This window comes from Ruegeria sp. (genome assembly GCF_028066395.1).
Taxonomy (GTDB): Bacteria; Pseudomonadota; Alphaproteobacteria; order Rhodobacterales; family Rhodobacteraceae; genus Ruegeria.
Genome location: NZ_JALCBM010000071.1, coordinates 5319 through 22108 on the forward strand (window position 1 = coordinate 5319; position 16790 = coordinate 22108).

Annotated in this window: 19 protein-coding genes; 6 read left to right on the forward strand and 13 right to left on the reverse strand. The window is 61.2% G+C overall.

The window, feature by feature from the left end; translation table 11 throughout:
- Both MPJ51_RS18060 and MPJ51_RS18065 read right to left on the reverse strand, forming a co-directional pair.
- A partial coding sequence (locus MPJ51_RS18060) for a GAF domain-containing protein (protein WP_298389535.1) occupies positions 1-431 on the reverse strand: 431 nt, incomplete at its 3' end.
- 46 nt (positions 432-477) lie between these two features.
- On the reverse strand, positions 478-1716 hold the full coding sequence (locus MPJ51_RS18065) for an aspartate kinase (protein ID WP_298389537.1): 1239 nt from the start codon (positions 1714-1716) through the stop codon (positions 478-480).
- A gap of 166 nt (positions 1717-1882) precedes the next feature.
- Between MPJ51_RS18065 and MPJ51_RS18070 the strand changes: the two genes are divergently transcribed.
- Positions 1883-2239 (forward strand): hypothetical protein, encoded by a 357-nt coding sequence (locus tag MPJ51_RS18070; RefSeq protein WP_298389539.1) that lies wholly within the window; start codon positions 1883-1885, stop codon positions 2237-2239.
- Here MPJ51_RS18070 and MPJ51_RS18075 read toward each other — a convergent pair.
- The 4 genes from MPJ51_RS18075 to MPJ51_RS18090 form a co-directional block, all read right to left on the reverse strand.
- Complete coding sequence (locus MPJ51_RS18075; RefSeq protein ID WP_298389541.1) at positions 2233-2871, reverse strand: SDR family NAD(P)-dependent oxidoreductase; 639 nt, start codon at positions 2869-2871, stop codon at positions 2233-2235. The two genes, MPJ51_RS18070 and MPJ51_RS18075, sit on opposite strands and share 7 nt — an antisense overlap.
- Positions 2872-2875: 4 nt before the next feature.
- Positions 2876-3328 (reverse strand): DUF1178 family protein, encoded by a 453-nt coding sequence (locus tag MPJ51_RS18080; protein ID WP_298389543.1) that lies wholly within the window; start codon positions 3326-3328, stop codon positions 2876-2878.
- Between the two features lie 138 nt (positions 3329-3466).
- Positions 3467-4216: an EcsC family protein gene (locus MPJ51_RS18085; protein ID WP_298389545.1), complete on the reverse strand. Its 750-nt coding sequence runs from the start codon at positions 4214-4216 to the stop codon at positions 3467-3469.
- A 53-nt stretch (positions 4217-4269) separates the two neighbouring features.
- Entirely contained in the window at positions 4270-4764 is a 495-nt protein-coding gene (locus tag MPJ51_RS18090; protein WP_298389547.1) for an N-acetyltransferase, read from the reverse strand.
- A gap of 72 nt (positions 4765-4836) precedes the next feature.
- Between MPJ51_RS18090 and MPJ51_RS18095 the strand changes: the two genes are divergently transcribed.
- The gene (locus tag MPJ51_RS18095; RefSeq protein WP_298389549.1) at positions 4837-5442 is read left to right on the forward strand and encodes a flavin reductase family protein; all 606 of its coding nucleotides are present in this window, start codon (positions 4837-4839) and stop codon (positions 5440-5442) included.
- Positions 5443-5576: 134 nt separating this feature from the next.
- Here MPJ51_RS18095 and MPJ51_RS18100 read toward each other — a convergent pair whose 3' ends face one another.
- Positions 5577-7211 carry a SulP family inorganic anion transporter gene (locus MPJ51_RS18100; protein WP_298389551.1) on the reverse strand — a complete coding sequence of 545 codons (1635 nt, stop codon included), beginning with the start codon at positions 7209-7211 and terminating at the stop codon, positions 5577-5579.
- Positions 7212-7430: 219 nt separating this feature from the next.
- Between MPJ51_RS18100 and MPJ51_RS18105 the strand changes: the two genes are divergently transcribed.
- The 4 genes from MPJ51_RS18105 to MPJ51_RS18120 all read left to right on the forward strand — a co-directional run bounded on the left by MPJ51_RS18105 (position 7431) and on the right by MPJ51_RS18120 (position 10857).
- On the forward strand, positions 7431-8303 hold the full coding sequence (locus MPJ51_RS18105; RefSeq protein WP_298389553.1) for an S-methyl-5'-thioadenosine phosphorylase: 873 nt from the start codon (positions 7431-7433) through the stop codon (positions 8301-8303).
- A 231-nt stretch (positions 8304-8534) separates the two neighbouring features.
- Positions 8535-9551 carry a DUF418 domain-containing protein gene (locus tag MPJ51_RS18110; RefSeq protein WP_298389555.1) on the forward strand — a complete coding sequence of 339 codons (1017 nt, stop codon included), beginning with the start codon at positions 8535-8537 and terminating at the stop codon, positions 9549-9551.
- A 52-nt stretch (positions 9552-9603) separates the two neighbouring features.
- The gene (locus tag MPJ51_RS18115; RefSeq protein ID WP_298389557.1) at positions 9604-10233 is read left to right on the forward strand and encodes a LysE family translocator; all 630 of its coding nucleotides are present in this window, start codon (positions 9604-9606) and stop codon (positions 10231-10233) included.
- A gap of 84 nt (positions 10234-10317) precedes the next feature.
- Positions 10318-10857, forward strand: coding sequence for an adenine phosphoribosyltransferase (locus tag MPJ51_RS18120; RefSeq protein ID WP_298389559.1), 540 nt, complete (start codon positions 10318-10320; stop codon positions 10855-10857).
- A gap of 12 nt (positions 10858-10869) precedes the next feature.
- Here the strand turns inward: MPJ51_RS18120 and MPJ51_RS18125 are convergent, their stop codons facing one another.
- The 6 genes from MPJ51_RS18125 to MPJ51_RS18150 form a co-directional block, all read right to left on the reverse strand.
- Positions 10870-12282 carry an FAD-binding oxidoreductase gene (locus MPJ51_RS18125; protein WP_298389561.1) on the reverse strand — a complete coding sequence of 471 codons (1413 nt, stop codon included), beginning with the start codon at positions 12280-12282 and terminating at the stop codon, positions 10870-10872.
- A 38-nt stretch (positions 12283-12320) separates the two neighbouring features.
- Entirely contained in the window at positions 12321-13139 is an 819-nt protein-coding gene (locus MPJ51_RS18130) for an MBL fold metallo-hydrolase (RefSeq protein ID WP_298389571.1), read from the reverse strand.
- 106 nt (positions 13140-13245) lie between these two features.
- Positions 13246-13830 carry a GNAT family protein gene (locus MPJ51_RS18135; protein WP_298389563.1) on the reverse strand — a complete coding sequence of 195 codons (585 nt, stop codon included), beginning with the start codon at positions 13828-13830 and terminating at the stop codon, positions 13246-13248.
- A complete protein-coding gene (locus MPJ51_RS18140) occupies positions 13830-15092 on the reverse strand; it encodes a pitrilysin family protein (protein WP_298389565.1) in 1263 nt (420 codons plus the stop codon). The genes MPJ51_RS18135 and MPJ51_RS18140 overlap by 1 nt, the downstream gene beginning before the upstream one ends.
- Positions 15089-16477 (reverse strand): threonine synthase, encoded by a 1389-nt coding sequence (thrC, locus tag MPJ51_RS18145; protein ID WP_298389567.1) that lies wholly within the window; start codon positions 16475-16477, stop codon positions 15089-15091. The genes MPJ51_RS18140 and thrC overlap by 4 nt, the downstream gene beginning before the upstream one ends.
- Positions 16474-16790: SURF1 family protein (locus tag MPJ51_RS18150; RefSeq protein ID WP_298389569.1), on the reverse strand; the 317-nt coding region annotated here is incomplete at its 5' end. The genes thrC and MPJ51_RS18150, both read right to left, overlap by 4 nt.

The window sequence follows — 16790 nt, forward strand, 5'->3', positions numbered from 1 at the left end:
GCGGTGAATTTCCGCGCCTCGCGCGACTGCACCACCAGCACGCCCAGCTTTTCGCCAAGACGCTGCACCGGAACGCCAAGGAAGGAGGTAAACCGCTCCTCGCCCGTTTCGGGCATATACCGGAACCCCTTGGCCGAGGGCGCATCGGCGGTGTTCACCACTTTGCCGCTTTTGGCGACGCGGCCCACCAACCCCTCGCCCATGCGCATGCGGGTCTTGTGGACGGCTTCGGGCGACAGGCCCTCGGTCGCGCACAGCTCCAGCGTGTCGTCGTCGCGGAACAGATAGATCGAGCAGACCTCGGCCCGGATACTGTCGGCGATCAGATGGGTCATCCGGTCAAGACGTTCCTGACCGGCGGCCTCGCTCGCCATCTCTTCACGCAGCCGCCCCAGCAGCTTGCGGGATTCTGTTTCGGTGCCGTCCACCATGGCCCACCCGGTTTATGGTATCAGGCGCGCCCTCTGGCTGAAATGCTCAGGCCGCCTTGTCCAGTTCAAAGGCATCATGCAGTGCCTGAACCGCAAGTTCCATGTATTTCCTGTCCACCAGAACGGAAATTTTAATCTCAGAGGTTGTAATGACCTTGATGTTGATCCCCTCATCCGAGAGTACCTTGAACATTTTGGCCGCCACACCGGATTGCGAGCGCATGCCGATCCCCACGACCGAGACCTTGCAGACATCTTCGTCCGCGACCAGTTCGGCATAGTTCAGCTCACCCGCGTCCTTGATCGCCAGCAGCGCCTGTTCGGAACGCGCCACCTGATCGGTGGGGCAGGAAAAGGTCATGTCCGTGCGCCCCTCGTCCGAGATGTTCTGCACGATCATGTCCACATTCACCCCCGCATCGCTGAGCGCGGTAAAGATGATCGACGCGATGCCCGGGCGGTCGGCCACCGACACCAGGGTCATCTTGGCTTCGTCGCGGGAATAGGCCACACCGGCCACAACATTGGATTCCATGATATCCTCCTCGTCGCAGACCAGTGTACCGGCCTCGTCGGATTGTTCCTCAAAGCTTGAAAGAACGCGCAGTTTCACCTTGTAGCGCATCGCCAGCTCGACCGAGCGGGTCTGCAGCACCTTGGCCCCCAGCGAGGCCAGTTCCAGCATTTCCTCGAACGAGATGCGATCCAGCTTGCGCGCCTTGTCACAGATGCGCGGGTCGGTGGTATAAACGCCGTCCACATCCGTGTAGATGTCACAGCGTTCGGCACCAAAGGCGGCCGCAAAGGCCACCGCCGTGGTATCCGATCCACCGCGGCCCAGCGTGGTGATACGGCCTTCGGGGCTGATGCCCTGAAAGCCTGCAACCACGGCAACTTTCATACCTTCGTCGAATTTCTGGCTCAGGTTTTCGGTCGGGATTTCCTCGATCCGGGCCTGGCTGTGGGCGCTGGTGGTCATCAGCGGCACCTGCCAACCCTGCCAGCTGCGCGCCGGGATATCCATCTCTTGCAGCGTCAGCGCCATCAGACCGGCGGTGACGTTTTCGCCCGAGGACACCACGGCGTCATATTCCCGCGCATCGAACAGGGGCGAGGTTTCGTTGACCCAGCCCACCAATTCATTGGTCTTGCCCGACATGGCCGAGACGATGACGATCACGTCATAGCCCTTGGCGACTTCGACGCCGATACGTTTGGCCGCGCGGCGGATACGGTCAAGATTGGCAACCGACGTGCCGCCGAATTTCATCACGAGTAAGGGCATGGGGGCTGGTGTCTCCGCGCCTTGGAATTCAGATCTCGTGCCTCTTATGTCAGGGGGGCCGCAAGGGCAAGGGCGCAAAGCCGATCCGGCTGCGTCACGGGGCCGCTTTACATTGCCGGGCGGCGGTGTCAGCGTGGCGCCAAACGACCAATCCACGAGGCTTTCCATGTACCGCTTTGCAATCGCCCTGACCCTGATGACCTCGCCCGCATGGGCGCAAGAGGCGACCCTGTCTGGCACGGATGGCCAGAACTCGTTAGGTACGGTGCCCTGCGCCGCCATCGCCGGGGAACCTCTGTCCAGCTGCCCGGCTGAGCTGCGCCACAAGGACGATGGTACGTCTACACTGGCGGTTCAACTGAACACGGGCGAGGTGCGGCGGATTTATTTCACCGATGGCATCCCGGATTCCAGCAGCTCAACCGCGAAAATCTCTTATGAAACACCGGGCGATCTGATGGTGATCTTCATCGAACCGGGTGAGGTCTACGAAATCCCCAAGGCCGCCCTGACCCGTCAATAGGCGTGGGGACGCCCGTCCCAGGTCTCAAAACAGCCCGAATTGCCCAGCGACAGCGCGTCGAACCGCGCGACCAGCCCCGCCGTGGCCTGATCCACCGAGATTTCGGCCCCGGCCCCGCCCATATCCGTCTGCACCCATCCGGGGTGATAAACGCCCACGGCGATGCCATCCGCCTTCAGATCGGTGGCCAGATTGCGCCCCAGATTAAGCACCGCCGCCTTGGACGCGCGGTAGATGTAACTGCCGCCCGGCGCGCGGGTATGTGACGCCATCTGAGACGACATAATCGCGATCCGCCCCTGCGCGGCACGCAGATTGGGCAGCAAAGACTGCACGGTCAGGAAAACGCCGGTCACATTGGTGGCAAAGCTCTGCGCCCACATGTCCACCGGGTATTCATCGATACCGTGACCCTTGTCCAGATAGACGCCAGCGTTGCAGATCAGCAGGTCAACCGGCTGGTCGGCCAGTGTTTTGGCCATTTCGGCGTGGTTGGCCGGGTCGGTGACATCCAGAATAACCTGTGCATCGCCGCGTCGCGCGGTGCCGGTGACCTGATGGCCTTGCGCCCGGTAATGCTCGGCCAGCGATTTGCCGATCCCGCGATTGACGCCGGTGATGACGATATGCATGGGCTCAGTTCGTCTTGCGGCTGGGAATGAAGGGCAGAGGTGCGACAGGAACCCCGTCTTCGATCAGGGCGCGCGCCTCTTCCGGCTTGGCCTCGCCATAGATCGCGCGCTCTGGCGCATCGCCCAGATGCATCTTGCGCGCCTCGCTGGCGAATTCATTGCCAACGTAGTCCGAGTTCTTTTCGACCACATCCCGCAACTTCGCCAGCGCCTGTTCAACCTCGGGCGCCGGGGTCGCCATGTCGATGGGCGCAGGTTCGGGTTGAGGAGCGACCGGAGCCACAGCATTGCGCGCCGGACGAACCCGAGGGGTCATGATCGCCTTTTCCACCTGGGCCGAGCCGCAAACAGCGCAGGTCACCATCCCTGCCGCAGCAAGCTTGTCAAAGGCCGCAGCCGATTGGAACCAGCTGTCAAAGCTGTGGCCGTCACTGCATTTCAACGCGTATTGAATCATGGTCGGTCCAGATGTCGATGGGCGAATAGATACCAAGCGGCGAACCAATATCAAGCCCCACCGCCCCTAGCTTACCTAGGGTAAGGTTGGAGATTGTGGTATTTTACACACCGGTTTTGTCCAGTGTGCAGAACCTTGTCACCGCAACATGCGCTGTGACAAACGCTGCACCAATTCGTCATGCGGAATATCCGCATCCACCGCCAGCCGCCGCAGGCCGAAATGCACATGGGCGATCTGCTGGTAGTAACGCGTATAGACGTAATTCGTACCACCTCCGGCCAGGGCACCCAGAATGGGCACCGACTGCGCCGCCAGCTTCTGCCCCAGCACCACCGACAATTTCGGCGCCACCGCCGCGATCAGCCGCTGCATCGTCGGCCCCGTCAAGGTCAATCGGACCGAGAAAAACCCGGTATCCACCCCATCGTCATGAGACAGCGGACCAGCGGCGGACAGCACGCGGATGCAGTCGAATTTCACGCCTTCCTCCGCCGGGTCAAACCCTTCGCGCGCCGCCGCACCCTGAATGGATCGCAACAACATCGTGGTGGTCGCAGGCAGTTCCATCAACGCGGTCGAAACACCGCCCAATCCGCCCGCAGCCCCCATTGCGGTGGTCACGGCCGTGTTCACCCAAGGCGGCTGATCCGGCACCGCCCGGCGCGAGCTTTGGGCTGCATGCATAGCCACCCACAGCGCCTGCTCGGTCGCCCCGGTCAATCCCTGCCGCACCGGTTCGGGCAGTTGCTCCAACAATGATTCCGCCGATCCGCCCAATCGGTTCAGCAGCTTGATCCCCGCCCCTCCGGCAGCGTTGTAATGGGTTGCCAGCCGATCAAGCTCGGCCTCTGGATCGATCTTTTCGACAAGAACCACGTCGTGCATATGTGCCCTCCTGTCCTAAAAAGATCGGCATTTTGGCGCCGGTTTTCAATGGCTCAGCGTGTCCAGCGGGTGACAAGGCCCTGAATTCCAGCCCATTTTTCGGCGCTCAATTCAAGCCCCAGCACCCGTTCAGGGTTGGTCGGTGGTGGCATCTCGACCCCGTGCAAACGGTCAAAGCCAAAGCGTGCGTAATAGGGCGCATCGCCCACCAGCATGACCCGATCCCAACCCTGCTTGCGCCCGGCCTCGATGCCCTGATGGATCAGGTAGCCCCCCAACCCCTCACCCTGATGGGTCGGATGTACGGCCACCGGGCCCAGCAACAACGCGTCATGATCCCCGACATGCACCGGCCAGAACCGGATCGCCCCGGCCAGAATGCCCTGCCCGTCCCGCGCCACCTGAGACAACCCGGCCACCGGCGGCACATCATCTCGCAGCCGGTAGGACGACAACGCCTCGCGCCCGGGCGCAAAGCACAGGTCATAGAGGGCCTCAACCTCCCACCAATCCTCCGGCGTTTCCGGCCTGATCCTGAACTGCTGCACTCCGGCCCTCTTTTCCTTGCTGGAATTCGCCCTAGCACTTCGGTACGCCTTGGGCAAACGCTTGGAGTTCAGATGTTCTATCGCCCCGAAAACGGTCACGGCCTGCCGCACAACCCGTTCAACGCCATCATCACGCCCCGGCCAATCGGCTGGATTTCAACCCGCGACGCGGAGGGGATCAACAATCTGGCCCCCTATTCCTTCTTCAACGGCGTGGCCTATACGCCGCCACAGGTGATGTTCGCCACAACCGGCAGCAAGCACGATCAGGAAGACGGCAAGGACAGTGTCGCCAATATCGAGGCAACCGGTGTGTTCTGCGTAAACGTCGTCGCCCACGCGCACCGGGACGCCATGAACGCCACCTCCGCCGGGTTGCCCAAAGAGCAAGACGAATTCACCCATGCCGGGCTGACACCGGTCGAGTGCGAAACCATCCCCTGCGCCCGCATCGCCGACGCCCCTGCCGCACTGGAATGCAAACTGACCCAGATCGTCACCCTGCCGGGCGAGGCAAACCGCGTGGTTTTCGGAGAGGTCACCGGCGTGCACCTGCGCGACGACTGCCTGAAGGACGGCAAGTTTGATGTGACCGCGTTTCAGCCGCTGGCGCGACTGGGTTACCGGGATTACTCGGTTGTCACCGAACTGTTCTCACTGTCCCGCCCGGACGACTGATAGGCTGAAGGGGGCTCTGCCCCCGCCGCCCGGTGGGCGACTCCCCCGGGATATTTCCAGCCAGATGAAGAATGGATCCCCTGCTTCATCTGGCCCTAAATATCCCGGAGCGCGAGGCAGAGCCTCGCAAAAATTCAGTGACCGCCCAAGATGCCCGTGCGGACCGAATAGTCAACGACCAATTCGTATTCCGGGTCATCATCGCTGTCGACCATCAGATGCCCGGCTTTGGTAAGCAGTTTGTGACAGTCACGGCTCAGGTGGCGCAGCATCACGCGTTTGCCCGCAGCCTCATATTTCCCGGCAATGTTTTCGATGGCCTGTAGCGCGGATTGGTCGACTACCCGACTGTCAGCGAAATCCACGATCACGGTTTCCGGGTCATTTGCCACATCAAACAGTTCGATGAACCCATCGGAGGAGCCGAAGAACAACGGTCCCTGAATTTCATAGACCTTCGCGCCCTCTTCGGTGGCCGACTCGCGCGTGACCGAATGGATGCGTTTGGCGTTGTTCCACGCGTAGGCCAGTGCCGAGACGATCACACCAACAACCACCGCGACCGCGAGGTCCTCCATCACCGTCACAACCGTCACCAGAACGATCACAAAGGCGTCCATCATTGGGACCTTGAGCAGGATCTTGAACGAGTTCCAGGCGAAGGTGCCGATCACAACCATGAACATCACACCCACCAGCGCGGCCAGCGGGATCTGCTCGATCAGCGGCGAGGCAAACAGGATGAACACCAGCAAGAACAGTGCGGCAGCGATACCTGCGATACGGGTCCGACCGCCGGATTTCACGTTGATCATCGACTGACCGATCATCGCGCAACCGCCCATGCCGCCGAAGAATCCGGTCACGACATTGGCCGCGCCCTGCGCGATGCATTCCTGCGAGGCTCCGCCGCGTTTGCCGGTGATCTCTCCCACAAGGTTCAGAGTCAGCAGGGATTCGATCAGACCGATGGCGGCCAGGATAACGGCGTAGGGCAAGATGATTTCAAAAGTTTCCCAGTTCAGCGGTACCATCGGGATATGGAAGGACGGCAAGCCGCCCTCGATTGAGGCCAGATCGCCGACACGCGGCACATCCAGCCCCATGCCGATTACGATGGCTGCAACCACGACGATCCCGGCCAACGGCGCAGGGATGATGCGCGTGATGCGCGGCATCACCCAGATCACTGCCATGGTCAGCGCCACCAGCCCCAGCATGGTGTAAAGCTGCATGCCGGACAGCCATTCTCCGCCACCGACCCCGTGGCCAGTGTTTTCCATGGTGCCGGGCACCTTGAACTGGCCCATCTGCGCCAGGAAGATCACGATGGCCAGACCGTTCACAAAGCCCAGCATTACCGGATGCGGCACCAGACGAATGAAGCGCCCCCAATGCATAGCCCCTGCAATGACCTGCAGGATACCCATCAAAACGACCGTCGCGAACAGGTATTCAACCCCATGCTCGGCCACCAGCGCCACCATGACCACCGCCAAAGCACCCGTCGCACCCGAGATCATACCCGGACGCCCACCAATCAGCGCGGTAATAAGACCAACCAGAAAGGCCGCGTACAGCCCGACCAGCGGGTGGACGCCCGCCACAAAAGCAAAGGCCACGGCCTCGGGCACCAGCGCAAGGGCCACAGTCAGGCCGGACAACAGCTCGATCCGCAGCCGTGAGAACGTCAGACCCTCGTCCGGCGACCAGCGCAGATCGGGTATGGCAAGGCGGTTGGCAAAACTTGCCAGCATGGCTCGGGGCATGGACGTGTCCTGTGGCTTGGGTCTGTTGGCGCGAAAGCGCCCTTTTACCCGTCCCAGCCGCTCGGGGATACGGCGCCAATCGGGAAGCAGGTATGCGTCTATTGCATGACTAATCCCTCCGAAGAGCGGAAAAGTCATCCTCAAACCGCTGAACATGCTTGCCAAACCACCCTGCGACAGACAGATATTCTGATCAGAGACAGCAAGCGGAGACGACACGTGACCCAGACAAAAATCGCCGTTATCGGAGGATCGGGCATCTACGACATCGAAGGTCTGGAAGGTGCAGAATGGGTCACGGTTGAATCGCCCTGGGGTGCGCCTTCGGACCAGATCCTGACCGGATCTCTGAACGGGGTGGATATGGCTTTTCTGCCGCGTCACGGGCGCGGCCATGTGCATTCCCCGACCGAGGTCCCCTATCGCGCCAATATCGACGCGCTGAAACGGCTGGGGGTGACGGATGTGATTTCCGTCTCGGCCTGTGGATCGTTCCGCGAACACATGGCACCCGGCGATTTCGTGATCGTGGACCAATTCATCGACCGCACCTTTGCGCGCGACAAAAGCTTTTTCGGAACCGGCTGCGTTGCCCATGTCAGCGTCGCCCACCCGACCTGCCCACGCCTGTCGGATGCCTGTGAAACGGCGGGCAAGGCTGCAGGCATCACCATACATCGCGGTGGCACCTATCTGGCGATGGAAGGCCCGCAATTCTCGACCCTGGCGGAATCAAAAATGTATCGCGAGCATTGGGGCTGCGACGTGATCGGCATGACCAACATGCCCGAAGCCAAACTCGCCCGCGAGGCAGAGCTGTGTTACGCCTCGGTTGCGATGGTTACGGATTATGACAGTTGGCACCCTGATCATGGCGAGGTTGACGTTACTGCCATCATCGCAACCCTGACCGGCAACGCAGACAAGGCCCGCGCTTTGGTCAAAGGGCTGCCGGAACTGCTTGGAGGCGACCGCGCAGCCTGCCCCCATGGCTGCGACCGCGCGCTGGATTTTGCCATCCTGACCGCGCCCGAGAAACGCGACGCGGCGCTGCTGGCGAAACTGGACGCGGTGGCGGGTCGGGTTCTTTGACATCCAAACATGAGTCTGATTTGGGGGTCAAAGCAAACCGGACATGAAAACGGAAAGCTTAATAAAAACATAAAGATTTATGCGAGGCTCTGCCTCGCGCTCCGGGATATTTAGGGCCAGATGAAGCAGGGAATCCATTCTTCATCTGGCTAGAAATATCCCGGGGGAGTCGCCCGCAGGGCGGCGGGGGCAGCGCCCCCTTCTGCCGCAACTTGCCTGAAAGGAAACTGGATGACCCGACTTGATGCGCTGGATGGCGCGCGGTTTCTGGCCTTTTGCGGCATGGTGCTGGTCAATTTCCGGATTGCTGCACAAGTCGCCTCTGGTGCGGACTGGACCTCGGTCATGATTGATGCCATCGAAGGGCGTGCGGCGGCCTTATTCGTCATTCTGGCCGGAATTGGCGTGAGTCTATCAAGACCCACTGCAGCGCTGATGCTACGCCGGGCCGCGTTTCTGTTCGCTTTGGGCCTGATCAACATGACGGTGTTCGACGCTGACATCCTGCATTTCTACGCGCTCTATTTTCTTGTTGGCGCAGCGTTCTTGAGCGCGTCTCAGCGCGTCCTGTGGTTGGGCGCGCTTGGAATTGTCTCCCTTTCTGTTCTGGCCCACCTGTTTCTGGATTATGATCGCGGCTGGGATTGGGGTACTCTGACCTATACCGACCTTTGGACCCTGCCCGGTTTCCTGCGCAATGCCTTCTTCAACGGATGGCACCCGGTGTTGCCCTGGGCGGCGTTCCTGCTGATCGGTATGGCGATTGGCCGATCTGACATGCGGACCCTCTGCATCCAGCACCGCCTGATCATGTGGGGATTTGCTGCGGCAGTTTTGGCGCTGTTCCCACACATGCTGACCTCAGACCCAGAGCTGGTGGCCTATCTGGGAACGGAATCCATCCCGCCCGGACCGTTTTACATTGTCGCAAGCACAGGGACTGCTTGTGTTTTGATCGGGCTGTTGTTGAAACTCTGGCCAATGATCGAACGCCTGCGTATCGCGCGGGTATTGACGATTCCGGGACGGCAGAGCCTGACTTTGTACATGGCGCATATCCTGATCGGGATGGGGTTGTTAGAGGCGCTGGGATTGCTGAACGGCACCCTCAGCCCGCCGGAAATCGCCTTGTATGCCCTTTTATTCTGCGCTGCATCTTCGGGATATGCGCTGCTCTGGTCGCGGTGGTTCAAACACGGACCGCTTGAGGCGCTGATGCGGCGCGTTACCGGGCCAAGAAAGGCTTGACCTTGCAGCTGCACCGAGGCTTGCTGGCGCGGAAACGGAAAAGGGATACCCCATGGAACTGGACCTTTGGCTGACCTTTGTCGCCGCATCAACCGCATTATTGATGATCCCCGGGCCAACAGTTTTGTTAGTGCTCAGCTATGCGCTGTCCAAAGGGCGCAGCGTTGCGGTGGCTTCGGCCACCGGCGTGGCCGTTGGCGATCTGATCGCGATGAGCGCTTCTCTGTTGGGGTTGGGGGCGCTGGTTCTGGCCTCGGCCACCCTGTTTTCCGTGCTGAAATGGGTTGGCGCGGCCTATCTGGTCTGGCTTGGTCTCAAACTGTTGCGCAGCGCGCCCTCCGGTGGGTTGAACCCCGTCGATACCGGCAGAGACATCACCGCGCGCGGGGTGTTTGGCCATGCGGCAGCCGTGACTGCGCTGAACCCGAAATCCATCGCGTTTTTCATCGCCTTCGTGCCGCAGTTCTTGCGCCCGGCCGAGCCTCTGGGCCCTCAATTCGCCATCCTGATCGCCACATTCGTCAGCCTGGCTTGGTTGAATGCGCTGGCCTATGCGTTGCTGGCCGACCGCCTGCGCCGGATGATCGGACGCGCCGGAGTCATCACAGCGATGACCCGGTTTGGCGGGCTGACGCTGATCGGGATGGGCGTGGCCACAGCAGTTCTGCGGCGCCCGGCTTAAACCTGCCTGACAGCGTTTTCCTTGCATAAGCCGCAGGGATAAGCCAAACACTGGCGTGTTTTGACTCGGTACAAAGGGTGGTTCATGTCCAGAAACAAAACCGTCAAGGATTACATCCGAACCATCGTGGATTTCCCCCATGAAGGGATCATGTTCCGCGATGTGACCACCCTGTTTGCCGACCCGCGTGGCTTTCGCATCGCCATCGACCAGATGCTGCACCCCTATGCGGGCGAACAGATCGACAAGGTTGTAGGTCTTGAGGCACGTGGCTTCATTCTGGGCGGGGCCATTGCCCACCAGCTGAGCGTCGGCTTCGTACCGATCCGCAAAAAAGGCAAGCTGCCCGGCACCACGATCAGTCAGGACTACAAGCTGGAATATGGCGAGGCGATCGTCGAAATCCATGACGACGCCATCCAACCGGGCGAGAAAATCCTCGTCGTCGATGATCTGCTGGCCACCGGCGGCACGGCCGAGGCCGGGATCAAGCTGATCGAACGGCTGGGGGGTGAGATCGTCTCATGCGCGTTCATCATTGATCTGCCGGAACTGGGCGGGCGTAAGTTGCTTGAGGGGATGGGCATGGATGTCCATGTCCTGTGCGAGTTCGAGGGGCTTTAAGCTACCGAAACCCTAGCGCAACACCGCGCCGGGGTTCATGATCCCTTTAGGGTCCAGCGCCTGTTTGATCGCCCGCATGGCGGTCAGTTTGGTCGGGTCGCCATAGCGCTCGATATCCGTTACCTTCATCCGCCCCACCCCATGTTCGGCGCTGACTGACCCGCCAAATGCATGCACCAGATCGTGCACCGCGTGCATGACAATGGATCGTTGACCCTCATACTCGGCCCGGCTATGCCCTTTGGGCGGGTATATATTGTAATGCAGATTGCCATCGCCCAGATGGCCGAAACAATTGATGCGATAGGGCCCCAGATCAGCAATCATCGCCGCCCCGCGCCGGATGAATTCAGGAATGGACGAGATCGGGACCGAGATATCGTGGCTTGAGATTGACCCGATCAGCCTGTTGGCCTCGGGGATTTGCTCGCGCACGGCCCACAATGCATCCCGTTGAGACAGGTTCTGCGCAATGACCCCGTCCTCGACCAACCCGCGCGCCTGCCCTGCCACAAACAGGGCCTCCAGCGCGGCAACCGGGTCCTGATCCGCGGCAAGGCCCAGTTCGATCAGAACGCTCCATTCTGGTGGCGTGGCAAAGGGCTGCCGAACCTGCGGCAGGACCTCGGCCAGGAACTCCAACCCCTGCCGGTGCAGCAGCTCAAAGGCGCTGATCGCCTCGCCCACCTGATCCCGCAGCATCGACAACAGATCAATGGCCGCCTCGGGTGAACGGACCTGAAACACCGCCGTCCCGACACCCGCAGGCTTCGGGTACAGTTTCAGCGCCGCTGCCGTGATGATCCCCAATGTCCCCTCGGATCCGACCAGAAGGTTGCGCAGATCGTAGCCGGTATTGTCCTTTCGCAACCGGCTCAGCCCGTGCCAAATCTGGCCACTGGGCAGCACGGCCTCAAGCCCCAGACACAGATCGCGGGCATTGCCATAGCGTAGCACGTTCAATCCGCCCGCATTGGTCGCAAGGTTCCCTCCGATCCGGCAGGAGCCTTGCGCGGCCAGCGACAGGGGAAACAGTCGACCAGCCCCATCAGCCGCCGCCTGAACATCCGCCAGAATAGCCCCAGCCTCGGCAATCAACACGTTTTCGGTGGGGTAAACCGCCCGGATCGCCGCCATCCGCTCCAGGGAAATCACCAGCGGCGCGAGCCCGTCCGGGCAAACCTGCCCCCCCACCAACCCGGTGCCGCCGCCATAAGGCACCACCGGCACACGCGCGTCCGAGGCGAGACGTACTAGCGTCCCCACCTCTTCGACCGTTCGGGGCAAGGCCAGCACCCCCGCCTGCCCGGCATAGCGCCCCCGGGGCTCCTCAAGATAGCGGGCAGTCACGGGACGCAGAACATCCTCAGGCAGATGCGCGCGGATCGATTGGGCGAAATCATCATTGGCAGGGTTCAGCGTCATACCCCTTCCTTGCCCAAGCGCCCGCCCCGCGACAAGCCCTATTCCAGATCAATCAGGTAACGCGGCTCCAACACCACTACCGTGGGCCGGTCGGGTAGCGTGCGCAAGGACACCGTGATCTCAGACACCCCGTCCCGTTCAACCGGAAACTCCCCGCGAATATCGGCCAGAAACCGATCCAGCGAGAAACCGGAAAACCAATGCATCGGAATGATGACCGAGCTTTTCAGCCGCTTAAGCACCGAGATCATCTCGGGCAGAGGCATGGTCGTCCCACCATCCACCGCCGCCATCACCACATCCAGCCGCCCCAGCGCCGCAAATTGCTCATCCGACGGCACATGATGCAGATGGCCAAGATGGCCGATACACAATCCCTCGACCTCGAACACGAAAATCGAGTTGCCTCGCTCCTCAATTCCGGAAAAAGCAGATCGAATATCGGTCGAGACATTGCGCACCAGCATCTCACCCAGATCCAGATGATGCTCGATCCCCTTCCCGAATTCGCCCCAACCGGGTAGAACATGCGGAATGGCGGGATCGGGATGGGCGGTCCAATGGGTGCTGTGCGCATGGTTCATGGTGACCACATCCGGGATCAGATCGGCACCGCCAATGAACCCGGTGAAATCGGTCACCGCATTCAGCCCCCCACGCGTCTGGATCAGAAAGGACGCATGCGCGACATAGCTGATCCTGACCGAGAACTCGGGCACCGGATCACTCCACGCCGCCTTGTGCAGAAACTCGATCCCCGGTGCGGCATCCGCGATGGCGATGCAATGGCTCGGCCGCCGCTCCTGCGCGGCAGCCCCGCCCGAGATCACCATCAATGCAACAACCAACCAGCGCATGACCCAAGTGTAGCGCACTCAGCCAACAAGTCATGCCCCTTGTTCATCTGGCCAAAAATATCCCGGGGGTTTGGGGGCAGCGCCCCCATGGCCCCAACGGGGCCAGCTACCCCGCGTCCGTCCTGCCCCGCCGATCCGACCGCAAACTGGCATAAAGAACATGCGTCCGCCACCGACCATCGATCTGCAGATAGGATTGCGCCACGCCCTCATACTTGAAGCCCGAGCTTTCCAACAACCCGCGCGAGGGCTTGTTCTCGGGCAAACAGGCGGCCTCAATCCGGCTCAGGTCCAGTCGGGTAAAGGCATGATGCACCACCGCGCCGATAGCTTCACGCATATATCCCTGACGGGCAAAAGCCTGCCCGGTCCAGTACCCCAGCGTACCGGCCTGCGCCGGTCCCCGCCGGATATTGTCCAAAGTGATCGCGCCCATCAGCACGTCATCCTGCCGCCGAAACAGAAACAGAGGGATTGCCGTTCCACTCGCCACCGATCGCTGCGCCCAATACACCCGGTTCGTAAATGATTTCCGGCTCAGGTGATCCTTGGCCCAGATCGGCTCCCACGGGGTCAGATAATCCTTGGACGCCCGCCGCAGGGCCGCCCAGTCGTTAAAGTCGGAATGCACAGGCGGGCGCAAGCTCAGCCGCTCGGTTTCGAGTTTCAGCTTGCGTCGGCCCAACAGCATCACGCCGCACGCCTCTCCTGCAAATCCGCCAGGCTTGGCGCGCCCGTCACCGGACCATACAGCGCCAGCGCCGCAGGGGCCTGCACCGCCATCTGTTCGGCAAAGGCGCGCACATCCTCGGTGCTGACCGCATCGATCTTGGCGACCGTATCCTCAAGCGAGGGCACACGGCCCCAGATCTGCACCAACCGCGCCAGACGTTCGGCCCGGTTCGAGGGGCTTTCCAGACCCATCAGCATCCCGGCCTTCATCTGCGCGCGGGCGCGGGCGACCTCTTCGGCGCTCATGTCCTCGGCGGCGCGCTTCATCTCGTCGATGGTAATCGTCGCCAGCTCTGCCACCTGATCGGCCGAAGTTCCGGCATAGATCGTGGTCGTCCCGGTATCCGCATAGGCTCCGGTCTGCGCGAAGATCGTATAGCACAGCCCGCGCGTCTCGCGCACCTCCTGGAACAGGCGCGAGGACATGCCGCCGCCCAAAGCGGTGGAATAAATCTGCGCCGCGTAGATTGCATCGTCCCGATAGCCGGGGCTTTCAAGAGCCAAAGCGAAATGAGCTTGCTCCAGCTCTTTCTCCTGCCGCGCCTCGCCGCCTGTGAACCGGGCCGCTTCGGGGATCAGACCTTTACGCGGTTGCAGATGACCGAACATCTCTTCGGCCATTTTCATCAGTTGATCGTGATCGACGGCACCAGCCGCCGACAGGATCATCTGCTCCGGCCCGTAATGTTCCGACACGAACCCGGACAGATCCTCGCGCGAAAACGCGCTGACCCGCTCGGTCGGCCCCAGAATGGTGCGGCCCAGAGGCTGGTCGTGATAGCTCTGCTCTTGCAACCAGTCAAAGATCACATCGTCCGGCGTGTCATAGGCCTGACCGATCTCCTGCAGGATCACACCGCGCTCGACCTCGATCTCACGCGGATCAAACACCGGATTCAGAACGATGTCGCCGATCACATCCATCGCCAGCGCCACATCGTCTTTCAGCACGCGCGCGTAGTACGCCGTCACCTCGCGCGAGGTATAGGCGTTGATATACCCGCCCACATCCTCAATGGCTTCGGCGATTTGCAAAGCCGAGCGCCGCTCGGTCCCCTTGAACGCCATATGCTCAAGGAAATGCGCGATGCCGTTCTGTTCGATCCGCTCATGCCGCCCACCGGCGGTCACCCAGATGCCGATGGCCGCCGATTGCAGCACCGGCATATGTTCACTGACGATACGAAAGCCGTTCTTCAGCTGGTCCTGTCTGACTGTCACTCAGCAATATGCCTTCTGATATGATCCTCAAGGGCACCCAGATCATTGGCAATGCGGGTCACCCGTTCCGGACGTTCATACAGATCAGACATGCGGGATGGAAGAGGCGGATGTTCCCCGCTCGCCTTCTCGACCGCTGCCGGGAATTTCGCCGGATGCGCGGTGGCCAGAGTGATCATCGGCACGTCCGCCGCACGATCCTCTTCGGCGACCTTGATACCCACGGCGGTATGCGGGCAGACCAGTTCGGCGCTATGGACCAGCGTGTGCTTGATCGTTGTCAGCGTCTCGTCCTCGGACACGCGGCCTGAGTCAAAGTTTTCGCGCAGCGCCTCCATCGCCCCTTGGCTGACATTGAAGCCGCCGGACTTCAGCTCATCCATCAACTGCGCAACCGCTGCACCATCCTCGCCATAGGCGTAATACAGCGCCCGTTCAAAGTTTGAGCTGACCTGAATATCCATCGACGGGCTGATCGAGGGGATGGTGTCGCCCTTGAAATACCCCTCACCCGAGAGGCACCGATGCAGGATGTCATTCTGGTTGGTCGCCACCACAAGCCGGTCAATCGGCAGCCCCATCCGCTTGGCGATGTAGCCTGCGAAAATATCCCCGAAATTGCCGGTGGGCACAGTAAAGCTGACCTTGCGATGCGGCGCGCCAAGGCTGACAGCGGCCGAGAAATAATACACCACCTGCGCCAGCACCCGCGCAAAGTTGATCGAGTTCACACCGGCCAGTTTCACCCCATCGCGGAAGTCGAAATCGTTGAACATATCCTTTACGGCGGCCTGACAATCGTCGAAATCGCCATCCACGGCCAGCGCATGCACGTTGCTGTCTGCAGGTGTGGTCATCTGACGACGCTGCACTTCGGACACACGGCCATGGGGGAACAGGATGAACACATCCACCGCGTCCAGCCCCCGGAACGCTTCGATAGCGGCAGAGCCGGTGTCACCACTGGTCGCCCCCACGATGGTCACCCGATCCCCGCGCCGCTTCAGAGCGACCTGGAACAACTGACCAATCAGCTGCATCGCGAAATCCTTGAAGGCCAGAGTCGGCCCGTGGAACAACTCCAGCAGGAAGTGGTTTTCGTTCAGCTGCTTCAACGGCGCGCGGGCGTCATGGCCAAAACCTTCATAGGCGCGGGCGATGATCTGCTTGAACTCATCCTCGGCGAAGGAGCCGCTGACATAGGGCCACATCACCCGGAATGCGATTTCCTCATAAGGCAACCCCGCCAGCGCGGCGATCTCATCCTGCGACATCACCGGGATCTCGGCGGGCAGATACAGGCCACCATCCCGGGCCAGCCCGGTCAGCATCGCCTCTTCAAACGTCAGTTCGGGCGCCTGCCCACGGGTCGAGATATATTTCATGTCGCGTCACTCTCAGAAGGGGCGCGGCTGCGCCACAGGAAATAACCGGTCATCGCGGCCCAGACCAAAGCCAGACCAAACCAGGTGATTGCATATTGCAGATGATCATTGGGGATGCCCGCCGTATCGACGGGCAGAGGCGTGATGCCGGGGTCGGTTGCCGAGCGGGCAATCAGCAGCACCGGCTCTGCCCCCAGAGCTTCGGCCAAAGCAGGCACATCGCGGGCAAACCAGATGTTGTCGTCGATATCGGGCTCAGGCGTATAACTGTCGATCTCATCCGGCCAGTGCAGATTGCCGGTGATCTCCATCG

Coding starts and splice junctions, on each gene's coding strand:
- MPJ51_RS18065 (WP_298389537.1), bottom strand. CDS start 1,716: ATGCCCTTACTCGTGATGAAATTCGGCGGCACGTCGGTTGCCAATCTT.
- MPJ51_RS18070 (WP_298389539.1), top strand. CDS start 1,883: ATGTACCGCTTTGCAATCGCCCTGACCCTGATGACCTCGCCCGCATGG.
- MPJ51_RS18075 (WP_298389541.1), bottom strand. CDS start 2,871: ATGCATATCGTCATCACCGGCGTCAATCGCGGGATCGGCAAATCGCTG.
- MPJ51_RS18080 (WP_298389543.1), bottom strand. CDS start 3,328: ATGATTCAATACGCGTTGAAATGCAGTGACGGCCACAGCTTTGACAGC.
- MPJ51_RS18085 (WP_298389545.1), bottom strand. CDS start 4,216: ATGCACGACGTGGTTCTTGTCGAAAAGATCGATCCAGAGGCCGAGCTT.
- MPJ51_RS18095 (WP_298389549.1), top strand. CDS start 4,837: ATGTTCTATCGCCCCGAAAACGGTCACGGCCTGCCGCACAACCCGTTC.
- MPJ51_RS18100 (WP_298389551.1), bottom strand. CDS start 7,211: ATGCCCCGAGCCATGCTGGCAAGTTTTGCCAACCGCCTTGCCATACCC.
- MPJ51_RS18110 (WP_298389555.1), top strand. CDS start 8,535: ATGACCCGACTTGATGCGCTGGATGGCGCGCGGTTTCTGGCCTTTTGC.
- MPJ51_RS18115 (WP_298389557.1), top strand. CDS start 9,604: ATGGAACTGGACCTTTGGCTGACCTTTGTCGCCGCATCAACCGCATTA.
- MPJ51_RS18120 (WP_298389559.1), top strand. CDS start 10,318: ATGTCCAGAAACAAAACCGTCAAGGATTACATCCGAACCATCGTGGAT.
- MPJ51_RS18125 (WP_298389561.1), bottom strand. CDS start 12,282: ATGACGCTGAACCCTGCCAATGATGATTTCGCCCAATCGATCCGCGCG.
- MPJ51_RS18130 (WP_298389571.1), bottom strand. CDS start 13,139: ATGCGCTGGTTGGTTGTTGCATTGATGGTGATCTCGGGCGGGGCTGCC.
- MPJ51_RS18135 (WP_298389563.1), bottom strand. CDS start 13,830: ATGCTGTTGGGCCGACGCAAGCTGAAACTCGAAACCGAGCGGCTGAGC.
- thrC (WP_298389567.1), bottom strand. CDS start 16,477: ATGAAATATATCTCGACCCGTGGGCAGGCGCCCGAACTGACGTTTGAA.